This window comes from Stutzerimonas sp. FeSN7 (assembly GCF_030263795.1).
GTDB lineage: Bacteria > Pseudomonadota > Gammaproteobacteria > Pseudomonadales > Pseudomonadaceae > Stutzerimonas > Stutzerimonas stutzeri.
Genome location: NZ_JARPMN010000001.1, coordinates 1,544,674 through 1,566,569, shown reverse-complemented (window position 1 = coordinate 1,566,569; position 21,896 = coordinate 1,544,674). Strand labels below are relative to the sequence as shown.

The 21,896-nt window shown below is 62.9% G+C and carries 26 protein-coding genes and 2 tRNA genes; 10 read left to right on the top strand and 18 right to left on the bottom strand.

The genetic code is table 11. The annotated features are described in order from the left end of the window. Nucleotides 1-8: 8 nt before the first annotated feature. From P5703_RS07370 to P5703_RS07360, 3 genes are read left to right on the top strand one after another with little or no spacing between them, the layout of a single operon-like run. On the top strand, nt 9-1,757 hold the full coding sequence (locus P5703_RS07370; RefSeq protein ID WP_285585980.1) for a bifunctional protein tyrosine phosphatase family protein/NAD(P)/FAD-dependent oxidoreductase: 1,749 nt from the start codon (nt 9-11) through the stop codon (nt 1,755-1,757). Next, nucleotides 1,754-3,532, top strand: coding sequence for a SulP family inorganic anion transporter (locus P5703_RS07365; protein WP_285585979.1), 1,779 nt, complete (start codon nt 1,754-1,756; stop codon nt 3,530-3,532). The genes P5703_RS07370 and P5703_RS07365 overlap by 4 nt, the downstream gene beginning before the upstream one ends. After that, nucleotides 3,529-3,909 carry a rhodanese-like domain-containing protein gene (locus tag P5703_RS07360; protein WP_011913639.1) on the top strand — a complete coding sequence of 127 codons (381 nt, stop codon included), beginning with the start codon at nt 3,529-3,531 and terminating at the stop codon, nt 3,907-3,909. Before P5703_RS07365 ends, P5703_RS07360 begins: the two co-directional genes overlap by 4 nt. A 62-nt stretch (nt 3,910-3,971) precedes the next feature. On the opposite strand, the gene P5703_RS07355 is transcribed toward P5703_RS07360, so the two are convergent. Genes P5703_RS07355 through P5703_RS07340 form a run of 4 tightly spaced genes read right to left on the bottom strand, consistent with a single transcriptional unit; the run spans nt 3,972 to nt 5,356 of the window. Further along, the gene (locus tag P5703_RS07355) at nt 3,972-4,172 is read right to left on the bottom strand and encodes a YgaP family membrane protein (RefSeq protein ID WP_125870348.1); all 201 of its coding nucleotides are present in this window, start codon (nt 4,170-4,172) and stop codon (nt 3,972-3,974) included. Nucleotides 4,173-4,185: 13 nt separating this feature from the next. Then, nucleotides 4,186-4,605, bottom strand: coding sequence for a DUF6691 family protein (locus P5703_RS07350; protein WP_048328852.1), 420 nt, complete (start codon nt 4,603-4,605; stop codon nt 4,186-4,188). A gap of 2 nt (nt 4,606-4,607) precedes the next feature. Continuing rightward, nucleotides 4,608-5,042 carry a YeeE/YedE family protein gene (locus P5703_RS07345; RefSeq protein WP_106443054.1) on the bottom strand — a complete coding sequence of 145 codons (435 nt, stop codon included), beginning with the start codon at nt 5,040-5,042 and terminating at the stop codon, nt 4,608-4,610. Beyond that, nucleotides 5,039-5,356: an ArsR/SmtB family transcription factor gene (locus P5703_RS07340; RefSeq protein ID WP_256044033.1), complete on the bottom strand. Its 318-nt coding sequence runs from the start codon at nt 5,354-5,356 to the stop codon at nt 5,039-5,041. The genes P5703_RS07345 and P5703_RS07340 overlap by 4 nt, the downstream gene beginning before the upstream one ends. Nucleotides 5,357-5,543: 187 nt before the next feature. On the opposite strand from P5703_RS07340, the gene P5703_RS07335 reads away from it, so the two are divergent. Continuing rightward, nucleotides 5,544-5,834: a metal-sensing transcriptional repressor gene (locus P5703_RS07335; protein WP_013983149.1), complete on the top strand. Its 291-nt coding sequence runs from the start codon at nt 5,544-5,546 to the stop codon at nt 5,832-5,834. A gap of 172 nt (nt 5,835-6,006) precedes the next feature. Here the strand turns inward: P5703_RS07335 and P5703_RS07330 are convergent. Together P5703_RS07330 and P5703_RS07325 are read right to left on the bottom strand one after the other, a co-directional pair. Then, nucleotides 6,007-6,082 (bottom strand) — tRNA-Gly (locus P5703_RS07330). Between the two features lie 17 nt (nt 6,083-6,099). Beyond that, nucleotides 6,100-6,175: transfer RNA gene (locus tag P5703_RS07325), tRNA-Glu, on the bottom strand. 213 nt (nt 6,176-6,388) lie between these two features. Between P5703_RS07325 and P5703_RS07320 the strand changes: the two genes are divergently transcribed. Together P5703_RS07320 and P5703_RS07315 are read left to right on the top strand one after the other, a co-directional pair. Beyond that, nucleotides 6,389-7,156: a hypothetical protein gene (locus P5703_RS07320; protein ID WP_230387562.1), complete on the top strand. Its 768-nt coding sequence runs from the start codon at nt 6,389-6,391 to the stop codon at nt 7,154-7,156. Nucleotides 7,157-7,210: 54 nt separating this feature from the next. Continuing rightward, nucleotides 7,211-7,888: a glutathione S-transferase family protein gene (locus tag P5703_RS07315; RefSeq protein ID WP_125849920.1), complete on the top strand. Its 678-nt coding sequence runs from the start codon at nt 7,211-7,213 to the stop codon at nt 7,886-7,888. A gap of 62 nt (nt 7,889-7,950) precedes the next feature. On the opposite strand, the gene P5703_RS07310 is transcribed toward P5703_RS07315, so the two are convergent. The 3 genes from P5703_RS07310 to msrB form a co-directional block, all read right to left on the bottom strand. Further along, nucleotides 7,951-8,841 (bottom strand): ATP-binding protein, encoded by an 891-nt coding sequence (locus P5703_RS07310; RefSeq protein WP_125849918.1) that lies wholly within the window; start codon nt 8,839-8,841, stop codon nt 7,951-7,953. Between the two features lie 87 nt (nt 8,842-8,928). Continuing rightward, nucleotides 8,929-9,411: a glutathione peroxidase gene (locus P5703_RS07305; protein ID WP_011913647.1), complete on the bottom strand. Its 483-nt coding sequence runs from the start codon at nt 9,409-9,411 to the stop codon at nt 8,929-8,931. Nucleotides 9,412-9,427: 16 nt separating this feature from the next. Beyond that, nucleotides 9,428-9,826: a peptide-methionine (R)-S-oxide reductase MsrB gene (gene msrB / locus P5703_RS07300; RefSeq protein WP_013983197.1), complete on the bottom strand. Its 399-nt coding sequence runs from the start codon at nt 9,824-9,826 to the stop codon at nt 9,428-9,430. A gap of 270 nt (nt 9,827-10,096) precedes the next feature. On the opposite strand from msrB, the gene P5703_RS07295 reads away from it, so the two are divergent. The 4 genes from P5703_RS07295 (at nt 10,097) to P5703_RS07280 (ending at nt 13,472) form a co-directional block, all read left to right on the top strand. Further along, nucleotides 10,097-11,308, top strand: a complete 1,212-nt coding sequence (locus P5703_RS07295) for a pyridoxal phosphate-dependent aminotransferase (RefSeq protein ID WP_011913649.1) — start codon at nt 10,097-10,099, stop codon at nt 11,306-11,308. Between the two features lie 4 nt (nt 11,309-11,312). Further along, nucleotides 11,313-11,783 carry a hypothetical protein gene (locus tag P5703_RS07290; RefSeq protein WP_011913650.1) on the top strand — a complete coding sequence of 157 codons (471 nt, stop codon included), beginning with the start codon at nt 11,313-11,315 and terminating at the stop codon, nt 11,781-11,783. A gap of 88 nt (nt 11,784-11,871) precedes the next feature. Beyond that, on the top strand, nt 11,872-12,744 hold the full coding sequence (htpX, locus tag P5703_RS07285; protein ID WP_014597043.1) for a protease HtpX: 873 nt from the start codon (nt 11,872-11,874) through the stop codon (nt 12,742-12,744). A gap of 83 nt (nt 12,745-12,827) precedes the next feature. Next, nucleotides 12,828-13,472 (top strand): DUF2959 domain-containing protein, encoded by a 645-nt coding sequence (locus tag P5703_RS07280; protein WP_017243993.1) that lies wholly within the window; start codon nt 12,828-12,830, stop codon nt 13,470-13,472. Nucleotides 13,473-13,494: 22 nt separating this feature from the next. Here P5703_RS07280 and P5703_RS07275 read toward each other — a convergent pair whose 3' ends face one another. From P5703_RS07275 to P5703_RS07235, 9 genes are all read right to left on the bottom strand, one after another. After that, nucleotides 13,495-14,154 (bottom strand): thiopurine S-methyltransferase, encoded by a 660-nt coding sequence (locus tag P5703_RS07275; RefSeq protein WP_125849915.1) that lies wholly within the window; start codon nt 14,152-14,154, stop codon nt 13,495-13,497. 56 nt (nt 14,155-14,210) lie between these two features. Next, on the bottom strand, nt 14,211-15,605 hold the full coding sequence (locus P5703_RS07270; protein WP_125849913.1) for a sigma-54-dependent transcriptional regulator: 1,395 nt from the start codon (nt 15,603-15,605) through the stop codon (nt 14,211-14,213). Nucleotides 15,606-15,609: 4 nt separating this feature from the next. Beyond that, entirely contained in the window at nt 15,610-16,797 is a 1,188-nt protein-coding gene (locus P5703_RS07265) for a sensor histidine kinase (protein WP_285590114.1), read from the bottom strand. Between the two features lie 132 nt (nt 16,798-16,929). Beyond that, a complete protein-coding gene (locus P5703_RS07260) occupies nt 16,930-18,396 on the bottom strand; it encodes a sigma-54 dependent transcriptional regulator (RefSeq protein ID WP_014597048.1) in 1,467 nt (488 codons plus the stop codon). A gap of 386 nt (nt 18,397-18,782) precedes the next feature. Next, complete coding sequence (gene fliT / locus P5703_RS07255) at nt 18,783-19,079, bottom strand: flagellar protein FliT (protein ID WP_011913657.1); 297 nt, start codon at nt 19,077-19,079, stop codon at nt 18,783-18,785. A 141-nt stretch (nt 19,080-19,220) separates the two neighbouring features. Next, the gene (locus P5703_RS07250) at nt 19,221-19,661 is read right to left on the bottom strand and encodes a hypothetical protein (protein ID WP_011913658.1); all 441 of its coding nucleotides are present in this window, start codon (nt 19,659-19,661) and stop codon (nt 19,221-19,223) included. A gap of 17 nt (nt 19,662-19,678) precedes the next feature. Next, on the bottom strand, nt 19,679-20,899 hold the full coding sequence (gene ccmI, locus P5703_RS07245) for a c-type cytochrome biogenesis protein CcmI (RefSeq protein WP_011913659.1): 1,221 nt from the start codon (nt 20,897-20,899) through the stop codon (nt 19,679-19,681). Next, on the bottom strand, nt 20,896-21,369 hold the full coding sequence (locus P5703_RS07240; RefSeq protein ID WP_011913660.1) for a cytochrome c-type biogenesis protein: 474 nt from the start codon (nt 21,367-21,369) through the stop codon (nt 20,896-20,898). Before P5703_RS07240 ends, ccmI begins: the two co-directional genes overlap by 4 nt. Beyond that, nucleotides 21,366-21,896, bottom strand: coding sequence for a DsbE family thiol:disulfide interchange protein (locus P5703_RS07235; protein WP_014597050.1), 531 nt, complete (start codon nt 21,894-21,896; stop codon nt 21,366-21,368). The genes P5703_RS07240 and P5703_RS07235 overlap by 4 nt, the downstream gene beginning before the upstream one ends.

Here is a 21,896-nt window from a genome sequence, read left to right as displayed (position 1 = left end):
ACGTCGACATGCAAACAATAAAACGACTGACCCCTTTTCTCTCCGTCGCGGCCCAGCTGCAACCGACCGACATGGCACTGCTGGCCAGCAATGGCTTCCGCTGCGTCATCAACAACCGTCCGGACAATGAGGGCGAGAACCAGCCGTCGAGCGAGGCCATGCGCGCCGCTGCCGAGGCGTCCGGCCTGGAGTATCACCATCTCCCGGTGGTATCCGGACAGATCACCGAAGCTGACGTTGCGGCCTTCCGAGCGCTGCTGGAACGGATCAAGGGCCCGGCCTTGGCCTTCTGCCGCACCGGTACCCGTTCGGCCTCACTCTGGGCGCTGGCCGAGGCACACCATCTCGACCCACAGGTGCTGCTGCAAACTGCCCAGCAGGCCAGCTACGACCTCAGCGGCCTGCTGCCGCGCATGCAGCAGTACTGGCAGTCGATCATCGACCAGCCGCTTCCGGCCGCCTCGACCTTTGCCGCCACACCGCGTTACGACGTTCTGGTGATCGGCGCTGGCGCGGCCGGCTGCGCAGTGACTGCCAGCCTGCTCAAGCGCGCCCCCGAACTGCGCATCGCCCTCATCGAACCGCGTGACCAGCACTACTACCAGCCCGGCTGGACGCTGGTGGGGGCCGGCGTGTTCGACCGTGCCAATACCGAGCGCGCGATGAGCCGCTGCATTCCGTCCAGGGCACAGTGGATTCGCGCAGCCGCAGAGGCCTTCGAACCCGAGCACCAGCAGGTGGTCCTCGAGGACGGCAGCCGCATCGGCTATCGTGCCCTGGTGGTCTGCCCGGGCCTGAGCCTCGACTGGGACGCCATCGAAGGCGCCCGCGACAGCCTCGGCAAATTCGGCGTGACCTCCAACTACGCCTTCGAGCTCGCACCCTACACCTGGCAGCTGGTGCAGAACCTGCGCGGCGGCAAGGCGCTGTTCACCCAGCCACCCATGCCGATCAAGTGTGCCGGCGCACCGCAGAAGGCCATGTACCTGTCCTGCGATCACTGGCGCCAGCAAGGCGTACTGAAGGATATCGAGGTCGACTTCTGCTCAGCGGGTGCAGTGCTGTTCGGCGTTGCGGAATTCGTACCCGCGCTGATGCAGTACGTCGAACGTTACGGTGCCCGACTGAACTTCAACCACTCCCTGGTGGCGGTGGACGGCCCCGCGCACAAGGCCTGGTTCAAGGTCACCGACGGCGCCGGACAGCACAGCACGGTGGAGCGGGACTTCGATCTGCTGCACCTGGTGCCGCCGCAGCACGCACCGGACTTCATCCGCCACAGCGCCCTGGCCAACGCCGACGGCTGGTTCGAGGCCGAGCACGAGACGCTGCGGCATCCGCGCTTCGGCAATATCTTCAGCCTTGGCGACGTCTGCTCCGCGCCCAACGCGAAGACCGCCGCGGCGGTCCGCAAGCAGGCACCGGTGGTCGCCGAGAACGTGTTGAGCGTACTCAAGGGCAGCGGCCCCCGGGCGCTCTACGACGGCTACGGTTCCTGCCCGCTGACCGTGGAGTACGGCAAGGTGATCCTCGCCGAGTTCGGCTACGGCGGAAAGCTGCTGCCGACCTTCCCTCTCGACCCGAAGGTGCCGCGGCGGCTGGCCTGGAAGCTGAAGACGCAATGGATGCCCTCGATCTACTTCGACATGATGCTCAAGGGGCATGAGTGGCTGGCCGAACCGAAGCATCTGGACTTCGAACCGCGCTCGACCGAGGCACGCAACGCCTGCGACTTCACTCAGGAGAAGAAGGGATGAAGCAGCGCCTGGCCCGCTATCTACCCATGCTGGCGTGGGCCAGGCACTACGATCGCGCGGCCGCGACGAAGGACAGTCTGGCCGCACTGATCGTGACATTGATGCTGATCCCGCAGAGCCTGGCCTACGCCATGCTCGCCGGCCTGCCGCCGGTGACCGGCCTGTACGCCAGCATGCTGCCACTGATCGCCTATACGCTGTTCGGCACCAGCCGCACCCTGGCGGTCGGCCCGGTAGCGGTGGTTTCGCTGATGACCGCCGCCGCTCTCGGGCCGCTGTTCTCCCCGGGCAGCGCGGAATACGCCGCAGCGGCCATGTTGCTGGCGCTGCTTTCCGGCGCGGTGCTGCTGCTCATGGCGGTGCTGCGCCTGGGCTTCCTGGCGAACTTCCTCAGCCATCCGGTGATTTCCGGCTTCATCAGCGCGTCGGGCATTCTCATCGCCCTCGGCCAGCTCAAGCACATCCTCGGCATCTCGATCGGCGGCGAGAACGCCGTGCAGCTGCTTGCCGCGCTGCTCACGGCGCTGCCCGGGGCGCATCTGCCGACGCTCGCCATCGGTGGCAGCAGCCTGTTGTTCCTCTATCTGGTCCGCAGCCGGCTCTCCACCTGGCTGCAGCATCTGGGCATGAGCCCGCATATTGCCGGCACGCTGACCAAGATCGGCCCGGTCGCCGCCCTGCTACTGGCCATCGCGGCGGTCAGCGCCTTCGGGCTTGCCGATGTCGGCGTGCGGGTCGTCGGCGAAGTACCGCGCGGCCTGCCCTCGCTGAGTCTGCCAATGCTGGACCCGTCACTGGTCCTGCAGCTGTTGCCTGCGGCGGTGCTGATCAGCCTGGTCGGCTTCGTCGAGTCGGTGTCGGTGGCGCAAACCTTGGCAGCCAAGCGTCGCGAACGCATCGAGCCCAATCAGGAACTGGTTGCGCTCGGCGGCGCCAATGTCGCCGCGGCCCTCAGTGGCGGCTTTCCGGTGACCGGCGGTTTCGCCCGCTCGGTGGTCAATTTCGACGCCGGCGCGCAGACGCCGCTGGCCGGCGCCCTCACCGCCCTGGGCATCGGCATTACCGTGCTGCTGTTCACTCCGCTATTCCACAACCTGCCTCACGCAGTGCTGGCCGCGACGATCATCGTCGCCGTGCTCAGCCTGGTGGACCTCTCCGCACTCAGGCGCACATGGCGCTACTCCCGACAGGACGCCGCCGCGATGGCCGCGACCATGCTCGGCGTGCTGCTGATTGGTGTGGAGAGCGGCATTCTCCTGGGTGTCGGCCTGTCGCTGTTGCTCTTTCTCTGGCGCACCAGCCAGCCACATATCGCCGTGGTCGGGCAGCTGCCGGGCAGCGAACATTTCCGCAACGTCGAGCGTTTCGCCGTGGTACAGAGCCCCCGTGTCCTCTCGGTACGGGTCGACGAGAGCCTCTATTTTCCCAACGCGCGCTTTCTCGAAGACCGCATCGCCGAGCTGATCGGCCGTCATCCGCAGGCCGAACACCTGGTGCTGATGTGTCCCGGCGTCAACCTCATCGATGCCAGTGCGCTGGAGAGCCTAGAGGCCATCACGGCACGACTGCACGCCGCCGGCATCCAGCTGCATCTGTCCGAAGTCAAAGGACCGGTCATGGATCGACTGCGCCACAGCAATTTCCTCTCTGACTTCGGCGGCCAGGTTTTCATCAGCCAGTACGAGGCGCTGCTTGCACTGGACCCGGATACCACCTTTCACGCACTCGAACGGCCGCGTGAACGCTTTGCCAGCATCAAGGAGAACGCAGGATGAAGAACGCACACGAACTCGTCGAACAGGCCCGGCGCCACATCCAGGAAATACCGCTCGCTGACGCCGAGGCAGCGATTCAGGCAGCGGATGTGCTGATCGATGTCCGCGAGGCGGACGAGTACCGCGAAGGCCATATAAACGGTGCGCTGAACATTCCCCGGGGCGTTCTGGAATTCAAGCTGAGCGCCACCCCGGAACTCGCCGCGCGGGACATGAACATCGTCCTCTACTGCAAGACCAGCGGACGTGCTGCCCTGGCGGCAGTAGCGCTGCAGGACATGGGTTATTTGCAGGTGAAATCGATCGCCGGTGGTTTCGATGCCTGGACCGCCGCGCACAAGCCCGTCGTCAAGCCGAGCCTGCCGAGCTTCGACTAGCTCGGCATCCTCGATAAAAAAGAAGAGGCCGACATGATCGTCGGCCTCTTTTCAAACGCACGTCAGGATTTGGCGCTGCAGCTCTTGCACGTCTTGATGCCGAGCAGCGTGTAAGCCGGACAGAAACGGAAAATACCCGTGGCCAGCGGCAGCAGGCCGATCCAGCCCCAGACGCCGATCACGCCGACCAGGCTCAGGGCGATCAGCGCCAGGCCGACGATGATGCGCAGTGTCCGATCAATGGTTCCAACATTGGCTTTCATAATGACCTCCCGGTCAGCAAGCGCGCCGGCGTTCCAGCGCAGAGAACAACAGCATTCCAGCGAGCATGGCGAGCACGAACACAACGACCTGCCAGTGCCCGCCCAACAGCATCGCGATCGACGGCCCGGGGCAGATCCCGGCGACGCCCCACCCCACCCCGAACAACAGACTGCCCCCGATCAGACGACCATCCAGCTCCCGCTTGGCCGGCAACTGCATCGGCGCGTCGAGCAGCGAACGGGTGCGCGCCTTCGCCCAGGTAAAAGGCAGCACTGCCGTTGCGATGGCACCGACCATCACCAGCGCCAGCGAGGGATCCCAGGCACCGGCGAGATCGAGAAAACCGATGACCTTGGCCGGATTGGTCATGCCGGAGAGGAGCAGCCCCATCCCGAACAGCAGCCCGGCGGCGAATGACGTCAACTTGCGCATGTTCAACCTCCCAGCAGATGACGCAGCACGAAGACCGTGGCGAAGCCGGCAGCCATGAACGCCAAGGTGGCGACGACGGAGCGAGGCGACAGTCGCGAGATCCCGCAGACCCCATGACCACTGGTGCAGCCGGAACCGTAGCGGGTGCCGATACCCACCAGCAGCCCGGCAGCCAGCAGCCCCAGCCAATTGGTCTGGAATTCCGCTCCGGGCAACTCGGCCATCAGCAACCAGCACAGTGGTGCCAACAGGATGCCGAGAAGAAACAGCGCTTTCTCTCCGCGCCCTTCGGCACCTCGTTCGAGCAGGCTCGCAAGCAAACCGCTTATTCCGGCGATACGCCCGTTGAGCACAACGAACAGGCCGGCAGCCGCGCCAATCAGGACGCCACCGGCCAGCGCCGTCCAGGGCGTGAAATTGATCCAATCGATCGTCATGCCTGACCTCTCTCGCAGAACAGCTGATACAGGGTCGTGATCACCGCCAGCGCCTCAGGGCTGCTGATTCGATAGTGGATCTGCTTGCCTTCACGGAGAGTCGCAACGAGCCCCTCGCGCCGCAGCACAGCCAGTTGCTGCGACAATGTGGGCTGCTGAATACCCAGCAGCTGTTCCAGCTCGGAGACGTTGCGCTCGCCTTGCGACAGCTGACAGAGCAGCAGCAGGCGATCCGGGTTGGCCAGGGCCTTGAGCAAGGCGCCGGCGGAAGCTGCATTGGCTCGCAGCTGTTCGATGTCCAGCTCGGGCGTCATGAGACGGTCAACAATACGATTAAGATGAATACAATATATGTTTTTATATAATGTAAGACAAGCCGTCAGCGAAAGAAGTTGGCCGTGCCCGCGGTCATCGTTAGCATGCCCCTACCCGTATACAGGCCACTCGGCCAAGCGACCGGAACACCCGCCAGTTCTTCTTTCGTGATCTCGAGGTAAACGCATGAATGACCAGACCACTGCCGCTGAATCCGCGGAACTGCAGACTCAGCAGCAGGCCATGCTGAAACGGCTCGCGCGAGTCGAGGGGCAGGTGCGCGGCATTCAGGCGATGATCAGACGCGGGGAGGATTGTGAAGCGATCGCTCAACAGTTCTCCGCTGCGCGCAGTGCGTTGGACAAGGCCTACCGGCTGATGCTGACGTGCCTGATCGAGGAAGCGCTGCAGGATCAGACCCAGGATACCGGCGAGACCCTGGAACGCGTGCGCAGCATTTTCACCAAGTACACCTGAAGCAAGCCGCTGTCGACCGATCGATACCGCAAGCCTCGGCGAGCACGCCGGCCTGGGCCGTAGCGAACCGTTGACACTATCCCGGTGAATGTCGAGAACGCAAAACGAAAAAAGCGACCCTTAGGTCGCTTTTTTGATTCCTCGCAAGCCTGGAGAAGCCGCGAAGAGAATTTGGAGCGGGAAACGAGACTCGAACTCGCGACCCCGACCTTGGCAAGGTCGTGCTCTACCAACTGAGCTATTCCCGCGTATCTACAACAAAAAGTGGCGTCCCCTAGGGGACTCGAACCCCTGTTACCGCCGTGAAAGGGCGGTGTCCTAGGCCACTAGACGAAGGGGACGCTGCCCGGAAACTACAGCTTACTTCCGGCTTGCAGCGCTCTGTTTGGCGCTTCACGCTGCAAGTGGCGCGCATTCTATGGAGGCCTCCGAAGGTCGTCAAGCATAGTTTTAAAAAAAATTTCGCAGCATCACCGTGCGGCAGCTGGAGCTATCGGCCACATCATCAAGCCACTACACTCAGACGAAAAGCCAGCGGCTCGAGAGGTAGTCAAGTGTCCCCACTAATGATCACGGGATTGATCCTGGCCGGTTTGCTCGTTCTGGTCATCATCGTCTACTCCATACAGATCGTCGAAAAAGGCAATCTGGAAAAGGCCCGCAAGCGCGCCGAGCTGACCGACCGCTGCCGCCGCTGCGCCGATCTTTCTGACGGCCTGCCCGGGCAGATGATGACCCCGGCCCTGAAGCTGTTGCTCACCCGCCTCGAGCTGGCGCTCAGCGAGCGCCTGCAGCCGCTGGACAAGGGCAACGACAAACTGGCAGCCCGCCTTCAGACATTGCGCGCAGACGTGGCGAAGGGTGAGGCGATCGAAGTGCGCAATCCGCCCCGGCAGATCCTCACCGAGGCCCAGGCCAAGGAGAGCCGCTTCATGCTCGAGGATCTCCACGCCCAGATCGTGCGCGCCACCAAGGAAGGCCTCCTGGAACAAGCCGAGGCCAAGCGCTGGGTACAGGATATCCAGCGGATGCTGGCCATCCTGCATATCGAGTTCTTCACCAACCTGGGCAAGCAGGCGTTGCAGCAGAACCAGCCGCAGCGTGCACGCCTGGCCTTCGAACGAGGCGTTCAGCACATTCGACGGCAGCCGGCACCGGCGCCTTACCAGGCTCAACTGAAACAGCTGGAGGCCCTGCTGGAGCATGCCAACGCACTGGTGCTGAAGAACGAGGTGCCCAAGGCCGACGAGTCGAGCGAGCTGGCCGAAGGCATGAAGGCATTCGACGACGACGACCTCTGGAAGAAGAACAACGTCTACTGATCGCATCACCGGCGACAGCTCATAACAAGAACGAATCCACCGCGGAGGACGATGATGTCTGTGACCCTGTACGGCGTGCCCCTCTCCCCCTTCGTCCGCAAGGTACGGCTGTGCCTGCAGGAAAAGGGACTCGACTATCAGCTTGAAACGGTGATGCCCTTCACCCCGCCAGACTGGTACTACGCCATCAACCCGCTGGGACGTATTCCCGCGCTCAAGGATGGTGACTGCACCCTCGCCGACTCCAGCGTGATCTGCCAGTACCTCGAAGAAGCCTATCCCGCCACGCCGCCCCTGTACGGCGACAGCGCCCAGGCGCGCGGCCAGGTGCGCTGGCTCGAGAAATATGCGGATTACGAGCTGGCGCCATTGACCACCTTCACCGTGTTTCGCAACCGAATTCTCAAGCCGACCTCCGGCCAGCCGTGCAACGAAGAGGCGGTGCAGACAGCGATGCAGCAGAAGCTGCCGCCTCATTTTGACTACCTCGAGCAGCAGCTCGGCGACAACGATTTCTTCGTCTGCGATCGGTTATCCATGGCGGACATTGCCGTGACCTGTCAGCTGATCAACATGAGCCACGGCGGCGAACAGCTCGATGCCCAGCGCTGGCCGGCGCTGGCTGCACACCATGCGCGCATGCTGGCGCGCCCCGCCATCGAAAGCCTGCTGCCGGGCGAGCAACGCATGAATGCCAAGCTGCAGGAGATGGGCAAGGCCGCCACGGTCTAGAGTCGGCCGGCATCGAGCCCGCCGCAACAGCTGCGGCGGGCTCGACAAGCTACCAACGTCAGTTAGCGCCGCGCGTCGAGCAAACGTGCGCCCACCCACTGACGGGCGTACTGATATGCGCAGCGCCCATTGCGATTGCCGCGTCCGGTGGCCCAGCGAATCGCGTCCTTTTCCAGCGCTTCGTCCCAATTCCATTGCAGGCGCGCCTTGCCTGCCAGCGAATCGATCCAGTGGCGCACCACACTGAGGTAATGCTGCTGGCTGAAGGGATAGAACGACAGCCAGAGGCCGAAACGATCGGACAAGGCAATCTTGTCCTCAACCGCCTCGTTCGGATGCAGCTCGCCGTCCACCATCTGCCAGTTCTCGTTGTCGCTCTGGCGCTCCGGCACCAAGTGACGGCGGTTCGACGTGGCATACAGCAGCACGTTCTCCGGCGCACGCTCCAGGGAACCGTCGAGCACGCTCTTGAGCACCCGGTAGTCACCCTCGCCCGCCTCGAAGGACAGGTCGTCGCAGAAAAGCACGAAGGCCTGACGCTGCCCTGACAGCAGCTCCACCACGCGCGGCAGATCCGCCAGATGGTCGCGCTCGATCTCGATCAGGCGCAGCCCACGGCCGGCATACTCGGCCAACAGAGCGCGAATCAGCGACGATTTTCCAGTACCACGGGCGCCCCAGAGCAAGACGTGATTGGCGGGCAGGCCATCGACGAACTGCTGGGTATTGGCAGCCAGCAGATCACGCTGTCGGTCGATGCCGATCAAGTCGGTAAGACGCAGATCGAGATTGACCTCGAGCGGCGCCAGATAGCCGCTTCGGCCGTCACGCTGCCAGCGCGCCGCCAGCGTATGCTCCCAATCGATAACAGGCGGCTGCGCGGGCAGCAACGGCTCGATACGCGCCAACAGGCCTTCGGCACGCTGCAGGAAGGCTTTCAACTCGACATCCATGATTGACTCCAAAACAGAAAAAGTCCGGCCGAAGCCGGACCAGACATCAACGCCTGCGAAAGCTATCGATCCCGCGCCGCTCGTGCTTCAGAGCAGCGCCTCGATATCCGCCGCCAGCGCCTGCGGCGCGGTACGCGAGGAATAGCGCCGCACCGTGCGCCCCTGATCGGCGATGAGGAACTTGGTGAAATTCCACTTGATCGCCTTGCTGCCCAGCAGGCCGGGCGCGCGCTTCTTCAGCTCGATGAACAGCGGATGGGCGTCGCCGCCATTGACCTCGACCTTGGCGAACAACGGGAAGGACACGCCGAACCGACGCTCGCAGAAGGTGGCGATCTGCGCCTCGCTATCCGGCTCCTGTCCGCCGAACTGGTTGCACGGAAAACCGAGCACGACCAGGCCACGCTCGCCGTAGCGCTGCCAGAGCTCCTCCAACCCCTTGTACTGGGGCGTGAAACCACATTGGCTGGCGGTGTTCACCACGAGCAGCACCTTGGCATCGAAATCGGCGAGCGTCTTGTGCTCGCCGTCGATGGTGACGCAGGGAATATCTAACAGAGGATCGCGCATGCTGGTTCCTTGCGGCTCAGGCTTCGCGGGGCTTCAAGTCGAGCGAGGCCGAATTGATGCAATAGCGCAGACCGGTCGGTTTAGGGCCATCGGGGAACACATGCCCCAGGTGGGCGTCGCAGCGAGCGCACCTGACCTCGATCCGGTGCATGCCATGACTGAAGTCATCCAGGCTGGCGATGGCCGTATCGCTTACCGGCTGGAAATAGCTGGGCCAGCCACAGCCGGAGTCGAACTTGGCATCGGCATCGAACAGCGGCGCATCACAGCAGACGCAATGGTAGACGCCCGGCGTCCGGGTGTCGTTGTACTTGCCGGTGAAGGGGCGCTCGGTGGCGCCGAGCCGGCAGATCTGGAACTGCTCATCGGACAGCTCCTCACGCCAGGCGTCGAGCGGTTTTTCCAGCTTGTCCATTGGTAGCCTCCTCGGGGTCTGTTCGCGTTTCGTCCCATGGCCACGACATGGCGCACCGGTTGTTTGGAACGCACACGAAGCGCAACAGCACGCTATATAAAAAAGGCCGATCTGTACCTTTTCCGGTGGTCGGGCCGCACGTATCATGCCTCCCTCTTCGACGCCTAGTCTGGCAGCGGGGTTTCCGACTGCCAAGGCGCCCGGGTTCATGCCAAACGTGACCAGCCATTTCCGGAACTGGCACGTTTTCACTTCGGGACACTCAGGATCATGCAGGTCAGCAAATCGAACAAGCTCGCCAATGTCTGTTACGACATCCGTGGGCCAGTGCTCAAGCACGCCAAACGCCTGGAAGAGGAAGGCCATCGCATCCTCAAGCTGAACATCGGCAACCCGGCGCCGTTCGGTTTCGAAGCACCGGAGGAAATTCTCCAGGACGTGATCCGCAACCTGCCGACTGCCCAGGGCTACAGCGACTCGAAAGGCCTGTTCAGCGCCCGCAAGGCGATCATGCAGTACTACCAGCAAAAGCAGGTGGAAGGCATCGGCATCGAGGACATCTATCTCGGCAACGGCGTGTCCGAGCTGATCGTGATGTCCATGCAGGCGTTGCTCAACAACGGCGACGAAGTGCTGATCCCCGCTCCGGACTATCCGCTCTGGACGGCCGCCGTGAGCCTGGCCGGCGGCAAGCCGGTGCATTACCTCTGCGACGAACAGGCCAACTGGTGGCCCGACCTGGCCGACATCAAGGCCAAGATCACGCCAAACACCAAGGCGCTGGTCCTGATCAACCCGAACAACCCCACCGGCGCGGTCTATCCGAAGGAAGTCCTGGAAGGCATGGTGGAGCTGGCTCGCCAGCACAAGCTGGTGCTGTTCTCCGACGAGATCTACGACAAGATTCTCTATGACGGCGCGGTGCACATCTCCACCGCCTCGCTGGCGCCAGACGTGCTCTGCCTGACCTTCAACGGCTTGTCCAAGTCCTATCGTGTCGCCGGCTTCCGCTCCGGCTGGGTGGCCATCTCCGGCCCCAAACACAAGGCCCAGAGTTATATCGAAGGCCTGGATATCCTTGCCAACATGCGCCTGTGCGCCAACGTACCATCGCAGCATGCGATTCAGACGGCACTGGGCGGCTATCAGAGCATCAATGACCTGGTCCTGCCGCCGGGTCGGCTGCTTGAGCAGCGCAACCGCACCTGGGAGCTGCTCAACGACATTCCCGGCATCAGCTGCGTCAAGCCCATGGGCGCGCTGTATGCGTTCCCGCGCATCGATCCGAAGATCTGCCCGATTCACAACGACGAGAAGTTCGTGCTCGACCTGCTGCTTTCCGAGAAACTGCTGATCGTCCAGGGCACGGCATTCAACTGGCCGTGGCCGGATCACTTCCGGGTGGTTACCCTGCCGCGCGTGGATGACCTGGAGCAGGCGATCGGACGCATCGGCAACTTCCTCAAGACCTACCAGCAGTAACCGAATGGATCTGCAGATAGACGACTTCTACAAGGACGCCGCGGGCGGTCTGCTCGCGTTGTATCAGGCGTTTCCACGGAAGATCGCGCTGTATGTGGAAGACCTGATCGGCCGGGAAGAGCCGGACGAGTTCGGCCTGCCCTCCAAACGCCACCAGAGCTGCCTGGGCGCCCTGCTCTGGCTGGCCGACGAAGGCTATCTGCGCTTCGAGAGCACCATCCAGTTCCTCGCACTGGACCAGGCCGTGCTGACCGAGAAGGGTTTCATTCGCCTGACCCGCGCCGTCCCCGGATACCTGGCGGGCGACCGCAGCCTGCCTCCCAGCGTACTGCGCATCCAGGCCAGTCTCGCCCATCAGCTTCGCGACGCACTGAAAAGCGGTCACAGCGAGCGCATCGCCCATCTTGCCCGCTTGCTGTTCGAAAACGACACCGGCTCGCCGCTGCACTCCAGCCTTGGCGCACAAGCGACATAGCTTGAAATAGTCGCTCGGTTGAATAGCTCAAGGGCGCACCTTATATAGCCTATCGTTCTTCAAATCCTACCCTGGAGTCTGCCGCAACATGATGCGCATTTTCTTGTTCCTGGCCACCAACCTTGCGGTCCTGGTCATCGCCAGCATCACCCTGAAGCTGCTCGGGGTCGATCGCTACACCGGCCAGAACTATGGCAGCCTGCTGGTCTTCTGTGCGGTGTTCGGCTTTGCGGGATCGCTGATTTCGCTGTTCATCTCCAAATGGATGGCGAAGATGAGCACACGCACGGAGATCATCAGCCAGCCGCGCACCCGGCATGAGCAGTGGCTGCTGCAGACCGTCGAGCAACTGTCGCGCGAAGCCGGCATCAAGATGCCCGAGGTCGGTATCTTCCCGGCCTACGAGGCCAACGCCTTCGCCACCGGATGGAATCGCAACGACGCGCTGGTAGCCGTCAGCCAGGGCCTGCTCGAACGTTTCTCCCCGGATGAAGTGCGCGCGGTGCTGGCGCATGAAATCGGCCACGTGGCCAATGGCGACATGGTCACCCTGGCGCTGATCCAGGGCGTTGTGAACACCTTCGTCATGTTCTTCGCACGAATCTTCGGCAACTTCGTCGACAAGGCGATCCTCAAGAACGAGGACGGCCATGGCATCGGCTACTTCGTCGCGACGATCTTCGCCGAACTGGTACTGGGCATCCTTGCCAGCATCATCGTCATGTGGTTCTCGCGCAAGCGTGAATACCGCGCCGACGAAGCCGGCGCGCAACTGGCCGGCACCGGCGCTATGATCGGCGCCCTGCAGCGCCTGCGGGCCGAACAGGGCCTGCCGGTGCACATGCCCGATTCGCTCAAGGCGTTCGGCATCAACGGCTCGCTCAAGCACGGCATGGCCGGCCTGTTCATGACCCATCCCTCTCTGGAGGATCGCATCGAAGCCCTGCGTCAGCGTGGCTGAGATCGACCGAGTGGTACCGGGGCGACGCAAGTCGCCCTTTTCGTTTGTCTATGCAGATTCAACTCCGCATAGAAGGAATCGCCATGCGCCGCCTCATCTTCGTCTGCTGCGCCCTGCTCGCCCTCGCTGGCTGCCAGAGTGCCTATTACTCCGCAATGGAAAAAGCCGGCATCCACAAGCGCGACATCCTGGTCGACCGGGTGGAGGACGCACGTGACTCGCAGCAAGCCGCCAAGGAGCAGTTCAAGGATGCGTTGGAGCGCTATCGCAGCGTGGTCGAGGTCAAAGGCGGCGACCTGGAGAAGCGCTATGACGCACTGAACCGACAGTACGAGGCGAGCGTCGCCAGCGCCCGGGATGTGCGGGCCCGCATCGACGCGGTGGAAGACGTCGCCAATGCGCTTTTCAAGGAATGGGAGAGCGAACTGAAGCAGTACAGCAATGCCAGCCTGAAGGCTGCCAGCGCGAAGGAGCTGAGCCGTACCCGCGCCGAATACCGGACGCTGCTGCAACGCATGAAGGCAGCCGAACAACGCATCGAGCCGGTGCTCAGCGTACTGCGCGATCAGGTGCTGTTTCTCAAGCACAACCTCAATGCCCGCGCGATCAGCGCCCTGCATGGCGAGTACCGCACGCTGCAAGGCAATGTCGACCAGTTGATGGCGGACATGCAGCGCGCCATCGATGAGGCCGACACCTTTATCCGCAGACTCCAGGCGGACAGCTGAGCACAGCGAGCGGCAACGGCGGTCAATCCCGCCGTTGCAGCCGGTAAAACTGTTCTTGCAGGCGCTGCAGCCCACGCTCACGCATCTTCGGATTGCGCTCCAGCACTTCCTTGGCCTCCAGCTGCTGCACGTCCCACGCGCCGTCGTACAACGTGCTCACTTCCGCCTGGCTGACAGCGAACGGCGGGCCATCCATTTCCGCCTGGTCGTAATCGAGCGTAACCAGCAATTGCTGGCAGCCGGCCGGCAGAATGTTCGTCAGCAACGCGGCGTAGCGCTGGCGCATCGCCGGCGGCAGCGCAATCAGCGCGGCGCGATCGTAAACGCCCCGGCAGTCGGCAACGTCTTGCGCCGCCAGCGCAAAGAAATCGCCACAACGGATCTCAAGCCTGCCGGATCGATAGACTTTTAATGCGCCGACCTGCGAAATCTCCGCCTCCAGACCTTGCTCGGCGAAAAACGCCTCGACAGCTTTCTGGCTCAGCTCCACCCCCAGTACGCGATGGCCCTGCCCTGCGAGCCAGGCCAGGTCCAGGCTCTTGCCACACAGCGGCACCAGCACAGCTGCATCCTCGGGCAAAGCCAGCCGCGGCCAGTGACGGCGCAAGCCGGGATGGACGTCTTCGAGGTGAAAACCGATTTCGTTGCGAGCCCAACGTTCTTGCCAGAAGTTCTGGTGCACCTGCGCGCCTCCGCTACATGAAAGCCGCAGCTTAGCAGAGCCATTGCGCCCCCGGCTCAGCTGGCGTAGAGCAACGCTTCCACATCGACCCCGGCGTCGCGCATCTGTGCCAGCTTGTAGCGCAAGGTTCGCGCACTGATGCCCAGCCGGTCAGCGGTCTCCTTGCGACGCCCGCGTTCGGCGCGCAGCGTGTCGATGATCAACTGGAATTCGCGCCGCCGCAGATCATCACCCAAAGCGGAACCGACTTCGCCATCAGCGGCAGAGGCCTCGCTCGGCAGTGGCGCTGGATTACTGGCAAGCGGCGCACCGACAGCACCAGCAGAGCCGAGCACGCAGAGATCTTCGGGCTGAATGACACCACCCTGCTGAAGGATCAGCGCACGCTGAATGGCATTGTCCAGTTCACGCACGTTACCCGGCCAGCCGTGTTCGAGCAGGCAGCGTTGCGCCGCCGACGACAACCGAGCCGGTACCTGTCGCATCTTTCGGGCATGGCCCGCCAGCAGGCGCTCGGCCAGCGGCAGGATATCGGCCGGACGCTCGCGCAGCGGCGGCCAGGCCAGGGGAAAAACGGACAATCGATAGAACAGGTCTTCGCGGAAGCGCCCGGCTGCCACCTCAGCGGCCAGATCGCGGTTGGTGGTCGCAAGCACCCGGATATCCAGGGCAATCGACCTTCGCCCGCCAACCCGCTCCACCTCGCGCTCCTGCAGCACCCGCAACAGCTTGGCCTGCAGCGCGAGCGGCATCTCGGAAATCTCGTCGAGCAGCAGCGTACCGCCATCGGCCTGCTCGAACTTGCCAGGCTGACTGGCGATGGCCCCGGTGAAGGCGCCCTTTTCGTGGCCGAACAGCGTCGCCTCCAGCATGTTGTCCGGAATAGCGGCGCAGTTGATGGCGATGAACGGCTCTGCACCACGCGGCGAGCGCTGGTGGATATAACGTGCCAGCACTTCCTTGCCGGTACCCGATTCGCCGGAGATGAGCACCGTCGAGTCGCTTTGCGCCACGCGCGCAGCAAGATCCAGCAGCCTCTGGCTGGACGGCTCGCAGGCGACCGGACCCTGTGCCTCCAGCGGACCGAGGGCGCCGTTGACGTGGCGACCCAGCAGTTCGAGCAGCGTGCCGGGCTCGAAAGGCTTGACGAGGTAATCGACCGCCCCCTGACGCATCGCCTCTACCGCCTTCGCCACGGCGCCAAAGGCCGTCATCAGCAGCACCGGAATCTGCGGATAACGTTTGCGAATCGAGGCGAGCAGCTCATGGCCATCCATACCCGGCATGTTCACGTCGCTGATGACCAGACCAAAGGGCTCCTGCTCCAGAGCGATGAGTGCGGCTTCGCCGCAGTCGACGGCTCGATGTGCATAGCCGCCCAGTTCGAGCGTGATACCCAGTGCTTCTCGCAGGGATGGGTCATCTTCGACCAGCAGTACTTTCGCAGCCATCAGCTCACACGACCTTCTGAACGATAGGAATCAACGGCAACGCAACGATGACGCAAGTGCCGCGACCTGGCCGGGAAAGCAGACGCAGCTCGCCTTGATGCGCATGGGCGACAGCCTTCGCGACCGCAAGCCCGAGGCCGGTTCCGTTGTCCCGGGTAGTGAAGAACGGCTCGCCCAACCGCCCCAGGACGCCAGCCTCTATGCCGCGGCCGTTATCGCTGATGCACAGGTACAGCGTGGCATCACGCCGATACAGATGAATCTTCAAACGACATGCGCCACTGCAGGCCTGCAAAGCGTTCTCGACAAGGTTGAGCAGCGCGCCGACCAGTGTGTCGCGGTTGCAAAGAAGCTCGCCGCCTTGCGCATCGTTCTGCCAGCGCACGGCGGCATCCCCCAGTTTCGGCTCCGCCGCCGCGCGAAGAGCGGACAGCAGCTCGGCCGGGGTCACGCGGTCGTTCAGCGGCAGATCGCCCCGGGCGAACACCAGCATGTCGCGAACCTGGTGCTCCAGCTCGTGCAGGCGCGCTTTCAGACTGCCGGCGAAACGTTGCTGCTGTTGCTCGCTCAGGCCACCTTGCTCAAGGTGGCTTGCATACAGCAGCGCGGTGGAAAGCGGTGTGCGAATCTGATGGGCTAGCGATGCCACCATTCGCCCCAGGGACGACAAGCGCTCATGGCGCGCCAACTGATCCTGCAGACGCCGGGTTTCGGTAAGGTCGGTCAACAGCACCAACTGGCCGGGCTCGCCGCTGAGGGAACGAGTGGCGATCGACAGACGGCGTCCGTTGCGCAGGGAAATCTCATGGCCATCATCCTTGCGCGGGGCGAAACTGCGGACGATGACATCGCGCCAGTTGACACCCACCAGGGGCTCACCCAGAAGCTCCGAGGCCACAGGATTGGCGTCGCGCACCACCCCTTGGCCATCGATGACGATCACGCCGCCCGGAAGCAGATCCAGCACGTTCCGCAGCCGTTGAGCGAGCCGCTCCTTCTCTTCGAGCTCGTGGCGACGCTGCGCCCCCGCCTCGGCGAGCTGGTCCCGGAGCTCAGCGACGTGTGCCTGCAGAAGCCCCTCGGACTCGCCCAGCTGTCCGGAAAGCTCTCGGAAACGCTCGAGCGAGCCTTTGAGGTCCACCGCATCGGTGGGCTCAAAGGACGCTATGGACGGCCTGGTGACGAAATTCACTGATTCACTGCGCCTGTCAAAAGATGGTCGGTCAAGTGAAACCAGCAAGGTTCATGCCCGGCGGCGTCATCCGCTGATGCGTCCCAGAAACGCAAAAGGCCACCCGAAGGTGGCCTTTGTCATGCACGAATACTACTCGCCCAGTTCGTCGTCGCGGCGGTTCATTCCATATTTGCGCATTTTCTCCACCAGCGTGGTCCGCCGGATGCGCAGCCGCTCCGCGGCACGGGCAACCACACCACCGGCGTCTTCGAGCGCCTGATGGATCAGCCCCTGCTCAAGGTTGCCGAGGTACTCCTTCAGGTCCAGCCCCTCGACAGGGAGCATGGCCTGCGCCTCAGGCACCACCATCGGCGCGCTGATGGCGGCACGCTCTTCCATCTCGTCATGCAGACTGGTTGCGTACTGCTCGTCGTCATCATCAACGTGCCGGAACTTCTTCGGCAGCTCCATTACACCGATCACACCGTAAGGATGCATGATCGCCATCCGTTCGACGAGGTTGGCCAATTCGCGAACGTTACCTGGCCAGTCGTGCCGGCAGAGCGACATGATGGCAGCCGAGTTGAACCTGATGGAGCCGCGCTTCTCGTGCTCCATGCGCGAGATCAGCTCGTTCATCAGCAGTGGGATGTCTTCCACACGCTCACGCAGCGGCGCCATTTCGATCGGGAAGACGTTCAGGCGATAGTAGAGGTCCTCACGGAAGGTCCCCTCTTCGATCATCTTTTCCAGATCCTTGTGGGTCGCGGCAATGATCCGAACATCGGCATTCTGCGTGCGGTTGCTGCCGACGCGCTCGAATGTGCGCTCCTGCAGTACACGAAGAAGCTTGACCTGCATGGGTAACGGCATGTCGCCGATTTCGTCGAGGAACAGCGTACCGCCCTCGGCCAGCTCGAAGCGCCCTGCCCGCGCGGTGATCGCGCCGGTAAAGGCGCCTTTTTCGTGTCCGAACAGTTCGCTTTCCAGCAATTCTGCCGGGATAGCACCGCAATTGACTGGAACGAACGGCCCCTGGCGCCGCTTGGAATGGTAGTGCAGGTTACGCGCGACCACCTCCTTGCCGGTACCGGATTCGCCGAGGATCAGCACGCTGGCCTCCGTATCAGCGACCTGCTCCATCATCTGACGGACATGCTGCACCGCTCGGCTTGTGCCAACTAGGCTGCGGAAAAGATTGGGTTCGCGCTGCCGGCCGCGCGTCTTGGACTCGTACATTTCACGGTAGATCTGCGCGCGGTGCAGCGAGTCGAGCAGCTTGTTGTAGCTGGGCGGCATTTCCAGGCTGGTGAGGACCCGGCGTCGAATCTCCTCGGGCCAGTCGGCCGGTGCCGGCTCGCCAATCAGCATCAACGGGACGTTCTCATCCCATTTGCTCATCTGCTTGATCAGCTCGATGGCGCCACCCCTGGTGGTCACATCCCCCAGCATGACGCCATTCACGACTCGACTGGACTCGAGGCCGGCGACAGCGTCCTGCCATTCACTGCTGGAGCAAGCCAGATGATCCTCACTGAGAAAATTCAGAATGACCGTCAAATCCCGCCGACGGTCACGATCATCATCTATCAACAAAATCTTGGTTTCACGCCACATCTTGTTTATAGGGCTCTTTAGAGGCTGAAAGAAAGCCTGCGCTCGCATCCATGGAAATAAAGGCGATCACACTTCATGGCAGATGAAACGTAGATTAATGAAAAAATGAACTGAGTCAAATTTATGGCGTGAATTAACGACCAAAGAACGAGCCGAAAATCAGAGTGTTGTGAAACGCCCAGCAGCTCAACCGGTCAGTTGCGCGCAAGATCGTGGACAAGATAGGGATTTACCAAGCAGTACGCGTCAAACAGATGACCGCCAGTGCGGCACTGGCGACATAATGCCACATACTTTGTAATGATAAAAAGCGAGAGGTCGTGACTGGCCCATGGTGAGCCGAGGACGGTCGGGAACGGTGCACACAAGCATGTTGCGTTCGGCATTCAACCGAACAGCTGGTAGACCTTGGCGCCCTGCTGCGACTGATTGAGCTGACGCAGTTCGCCTGCCACCCTGGCCTGTTCGATCTGGCAGGTCATGACCAGTTCGCGATAGAGATCGAGCAGCTCCTGCAAACGTTGCCGGACAGCTCCATCATCACGCTGATGTTCGCGCATCGCCTCATCGACAGCGCTGCGGCACTCGCGGTCGAGCATGCCGATGGCCGACCAATCCTGCTGCGTCAGCGCGTCGCGCAGTGCGGTGCCGGTTTCTTCTAGGCGCTTGACGGAAGCATTCATGTTCGACTCCGGGGCCTGAGCCCGATGCGGCGGTCTTGCCGAGCCAGCGGATACGTTGCAAAGCAACGGTGCTGAATCCTTATCGGCAATCGACGCTCAGCCTTTAGACCGAACGGCAAAAAGACTGCCTCGGCGTGCAGCTCAGTAGCGTTCGCGCAACCCCGGAGGCACGCTGGGCGGTGCAACCGGTTCCCAAGGGCCATCCGGGCGCGCCGCGCAGAACCAGTCGCCATCCCAGCGATAGTAAAGGCGCTCGCGATAGTACAGCTCGCGCCCCTCCACCACATAGACACCCAGGCGATTGTCCCAATGAGCCGCCACGTGCGGCGGCGGCGCGTAGCGCGGATGGCTTCTCTGCGTGGCTGGAGCCCTGGGTGCCGGTGGCGCCTTGATAGGCGGTGGCGCGATGACCGGACCGGAGGGCTCCGGTGCCCGCGGAACCGGTGCAGGTGCCGGTGCCTGCGGTGCGGAATCGTACGGGTTCCCAGCACAGGCGCCGAGCAACAGCGTCAGACCAATCAGCGCGGCCCGCAGAACAATCCGCGCGGGAGCAAACGGGTTCGCTGTTGGCTTCAGGTTCATCTCCACCTCTACTGGGATCAGGGCGCCTCGGCGCGATCGATCGTCAACCGCACGGCGTTTTTATCACCGCGAGTCTCGAGCGCCTCGCTTTGACCCATCCACTCACCCTTTGTTGCGTCACCCGTACGAGAAACCCGCGCCATCACCGTCACCTGCTCGACGCTGGAGATCTTGAGGGACGGCACCATCGCATCGGCGTCGCTCAGCGTGACGGTCGCCGGAAGATCACCGACCGTCAGGCGCTTGGCCGCCAGCGGAACCGGCGGTCCGTTCACTGCCCGGGCAAAAACGAAAACACTGTCCTCGGGCGATACCGTTTCCGCCACCTTCGGATCCAGCTGCACCTGGATTTGCAGCGCAGCGGCCTGCGTGCTCGCCGCAGCCGGCGCCTCGCCTGCTGCAGCGTTGCCGGAGCCGCCATCGACCTGCTGCCTGGCGCGTTCGATGCCGCCGCGGATGGCTTCGCGAGAAGGATCGTTCTCGGGCAACGCAGCCACCAGCTGCTCCCAGAAGCGCACGGCATCCTGATAGCGACCTTCCTCGTATGCCGCGATGCCGAGCAGGCCGAGACTGGTCAGTTCCTGCGGATCGGCCTGCAGCGCCTCATCGGTAAGCGCCTGCAGCTGTTCGGACCACTGCCGATCGCCGGCGAAGTATTGCGCCTGAGCCCACTGGCCAAGCAGTTCGGGCTGGCGTCCGGCAAGCTCTACCACGCGCGCGAATGCCTTGGCCGCATCGGCCGGGCGCTCCTGATTCATGTAGGTGCGCCCGAGGAAGTACCAGGCTTCGGCCGAATCGGGCTGCTCCTTCACGGCCTGCTCAAGATGAGCCGTCATTTCCTCGACGGTGCGTGGCTGTTCCGAGAACTGACGAGCCATCTGCACCTTGTCGCTGGCACCCCAGTGCATGTACAGCCCATAGCCCACCAGGGGCACCAGCACGGCTGCGATAAGCGGCACGCTACGACCCAACTTGGCGATTTTGGGGCTGTCGCTGTTTTCAGTGTCTTCCAACAACTCGCGTGCCGCGTCCGCGCGCCCCGCCTCGAGTTGGGCATCGCTCAGTGTTCCCGCCGCGTGCTGGGCGGTGAGTTCAGCCAGGCGCTCCTCGTAGAGCGCAACGTTGAGCGCCGTACGGTCTTCTTCGGCCTGGGCGCGACGACCACGCAGGATGGGGAGCAGCAGGAAGGCCAGCGCCACCAGCAGCAAAGCGCTGGCGGCTATCCAGAAATCGGTCATGAGTCTTTTTTATCCAGCAGCTTGGCGAGACGCTCGCGCTCGGTCTCGGAAAGGGTGTTCGATGCAGGCGCCTTCTCGACGCGACGGCGACGTACCAGGATCACGGCCAGAACACCGAAGCCCAGCACCAGCAGGCCCGCCGGGCCGTACCAGAGCAGCAGAGTCTTCGCATTCACCGGCGGGTTGTAACGAACGAAGTCGCCATAACGGTCCACCAGGTAATCGACGATCTGGTCGTTGCTCTGCCCCTCCTCCAGCATGCGGAAGATTTCCTGGCGCAGATCCATCGCGATGGGCGCGTTGGAATCGGCGATGTTCTGGTTCTGGCACTTCGGACAACGCAGCTCTTCGGTCAACGTCCGGTAGCGCTCGCGTTCGGCCTCATCGCGAAACTCGTAGGTGTCGATCGCTGCCTGGGCCGTGGAAACCAGGAACAGCCCCAGCAGCGCAGCGTGGATCAATCGTTTCATTCGTCCACCAACTCCTGATAGAGCGCTGCGAGCTGCTCGCGCCAGACACGATCATCGATCACACCGACGAACTTGTGACGGATGACGCCCTGCTTGTCGACCAGGAAGGTCTCGGGCGCGCCGTATACGCCCAGGTCCAGGCCCAGGCTGCCGCGCTCGTCACGAATGTTCAGCTGGTAGGGATCGTGAAATTCCTTCAGCCATTTCTGCGCCGCTGCGTTGTCATCCTTGTAGTTGACGCCATGGATGACCACGCCCTGCGCGGCCAGGCGATTGAGTACCGGGTGTTCGACCTTGCAGGCGACACACCAGGTTGCCCACACGTTGACCAGTGCGGGTTTGCCCTTGAGATCTGCGTCGGTGATCAGGCGCTGCTCATCTTCCACCGAGGGCAGCGAGAACGCGGGCAGCGGCTTGCCGATCAGCGCCGAAGGCAGCTCGGACGGATCGAGAAAAAGCCCCCGGTAGAGGAACACTGCCACCACCAGAAAAATCGCCAGTGGCAGCAACATCAGCAGTCTTTTCAC

Coding starts and splice junctions, on each gene's coding strand:
- P5703_RS07370 (WP_285585980.1), top strand. CDS start 9: ATGCAAACAATAAAACGACTGACCCCTTTTCTCTCCGTCGCGGCCCAG.
- P5703_RS07365 (WP_285585979.1), top strand. CDS start 1,754: ATGAAGCAGCGCCTGGCCCGCTATCTACCCATGCTGGCGTGGGCCAGG.
- P5703_RS07360 (WP_011913639.1), top strand. CDS start 3,529: ATGAAGAACGCACACGAACTCGTCGAACAGGCCCGGCGCCACATCCAG.
- P5703_RS07355 (WP_125870348.1), bottom strand. CDS start 4,172: ATGAAAGCCAATGTTGGAACCATTGATCGGACACTGCGCATCATCGTC.
- P5703_RS07350 (WP_048328852.1), bottom strand. CDS start 4,605: ATGCGCAAGTTGACGTCATTCGCCGCCGGGCTGCTGTTCGGGATGGGG.
- P5703_RS07345 (WP_106443054.1), bottom strand. CDS start 5,042: ATGACGATCGATTGGATCAATTTCACGCCCTGGACGGCGCTGGCCGGT.
- P5703_RS07340 (WP_256044033.1), bottom strand. CDS start 5,356: ATGACGCCCGAGCTGGACATCGAACAGCTGCGAGCCAATGCAGCTTCC.
- P5703_RS07335 (WP_013983149.1), top strand. CDS start 5,544: ATGAATGACCAGACCACTGCCGCTGAATCCGCGGAACTGCAGACTCAG.
- P5703_RS07315 (WP_125849920.1), top strand. CDS start 7,211: ATGTCTGTGACCCTGTACGGCGTGCCCCTCTCCCCCTTCGTCCGCAAG.
- P5703_RS07310 (WP_125849918.1), bottom strand. CDS start 8,841: ATGGATGTCGAGTTGAAAGCCTTCCTGCAGCGTGCCGAAGGCCTGTTG.
- P5703_RS07305 (WP_011913647.1), bottom strand. CDS start 9,411: ATGCGCGATCCTCTGTTAGATATTCCCTGCGTCACCATCGACGGCGAG.
- msrB (WP_013983197.1), bottom strand. CDS start 9,826: ATGGACAAGCTGGAAAAACCGCTCGACGCCTGGCGTGAGGAGCTGTCC.
- P5703_RS07295 (WP_011913649.1), top strand. CDS start 10,097: ATGCAGGTCAGCAAATCGAACAAGCTCGCCAATGTCTGTTACGACATC.
- P5703_RS07290 (WP_011913650.1), top strand. CDS start 11,313: ATGGATCTGCAGATAGACGACTTCTACAAGGACGCCGCGGGCGGTCTG.
- htpX (WP_014597043.1), top strand. CDS start 11,872: ATGATGCGCATTTTCTTGTTCCTGGCCACCAACCTTGCGGTCCTGGTC.
- P5703_RS07280 (WP_017243993.1), top strand. CDS start 12,828: ATGCGCCGCCTCATCTTCGTCTGCTGCGCCCTGCTCGCCCTCGCTGGC.
- P5703_RS07270 (WP_125849913.1), bottom strand. CDS start 15,605: ATGGCTGCGAAAGTACTGCTGGTCGAAGATGACCCATCCCTGCGAGAA.
- P5703_RS07260 (WP_014597048.1), bottom strand. CDS start 18,396: ATGTGGCGTGAAACCAAGATTTTGTTGATAGATGATGATCGTGACCGT.
- fliT (WP_011913657.1), bottom strand. CDS start 19,079: ATGAATGCTTCCGTCAAGCGCCTAGAAGAAACCGGCACCGCACTGCGC.
- P5703_RS07250 (WP_011913658.1), bottom strand. CDS start 19,661: ATGAACCTGAAGCCAACAGCGAACCCGTTTGCTCCCGCGCGGATTGTT.
- ccmI (WP_011913659.1), bottom strand. CDS start 20,899: ATGACCGATTTCTGGATAGCCGCCAGCGCTTTGCTGCTGGTGGCGCTG.
- P5703_RS07240 (WP_011913660.1), bottom strand. CDS start 21,369: ATGAAACGATTGATCCACGCTGCGCTGCTGGGGCTGTTCCTGGTTTCC.